This is a genomic window from Stenotrophomonas sp. P5_B8 (assembly GCF_054049855.1).
Map to the genome: position 1 here is coordinate 1 of NZ_JBFULO010000736.1, position 1,062 is coordinate 1,062.

The 1,062-nt window shown below is 67.6% G+C and carries 1 protein-coding gene; it reads left to right on the forward strand.

Translation table 11 applies throughout. The features are described from left to right. Nucleotides 1–220: 220 nt before the first annotated feature. The coding region (locus ACXJKH_RS21115) for an NCS2 family permease (protein WP_457322305.1) at nucleotides 221–1,062 on the forward strand (842 nt) is incomplete at its 3' end.

Genomic DNA, 1,062 nt, shown 5'->3' on the forward strand with positions numbered 1-1,062 from the left:
GGCGACGACGCCGCGCCCAAGCGGCGACGACGCCGCGCCCAAGCGCCTGCGCTTCAAGGCGCTGAAATAAGAGAAGAAAAACGGCCGCGCACTGCGCGGCCGTTTGCATTTGGGTAGGTCATGACCGTTGGTCATGACACAGCCGCGCACTGCGCGGCCGTTTGCATTCCGGTAGGTCACGACCGTTGGTCGTGACGCCTTATCGTCACGAGGTTCCCCCATGTCCCTCCCCGAGCGCCTGTTCCAGCTGCAGCAGCACGGCACCACCGTGCGCACCGAACTGCTGGCCGGCCTGACCACCTTCCTGACGATGTCCTACATCGTCTTCGTCAACCCGGACATCCTGGCCACCACCGGCATGGATCCCGGTGCGGTGTTCGTCGCCACCTGCCTGGCCGCCGCGCTGGGCTCGCTGGTGATGGCGTTTGCCGCCAATTTCCCGGTCGGCATGGCCCCGGGCATGGGCTTGAATGCGTTCTTCGCCTTCACCGTGGTCGGTGCCGCCGGGCTGCCGTGGCAGCAGGCGTTGGCGGCGGTCTTCATTTCCGGACTGGTGTTCCTGCTGCTGTCGCTGACCGGCGTGCGCGCGTGGTTGGTGGCGGGCATTCCCGCCTCGCTGCGCGCGGCGATCGTGGCCGGTATCGGCCTGTTCCTGGCGATCATCGCGCTGCAGAAGTCCGGCGTGATCATCGCCAACACCGACACCCTGGTGGCACTCGGCCCGCTCAATACGGCAACCCCGCTGCTGGCGCTGGCCGGCTTCCTGCTGATCGCGATCCTGGAAGCACGCAAGGTGCGCGGTGCGATCCTGATCGGCATCCTGGCGGTGACCGGCGCGGCCTGGCTGCTCGGTGACGTGCAGTTCCACGGGATGATCTCGCTGCCGCCGAGCCTGGCCCCGACCTTCCTGCAACTGGACCTGCCCGGCCTGCTGCATCACGACGGCGGCGCGCCCATCGCGGTGCTGCTGCAGGTGGTGCTGGTGTTCGTGCTGGTGGAAGTGTTCGATGCCACCGGCACGCTGTATGGCGTGGTGGGACGTGCGGGCCTGCTCAAGCTGCC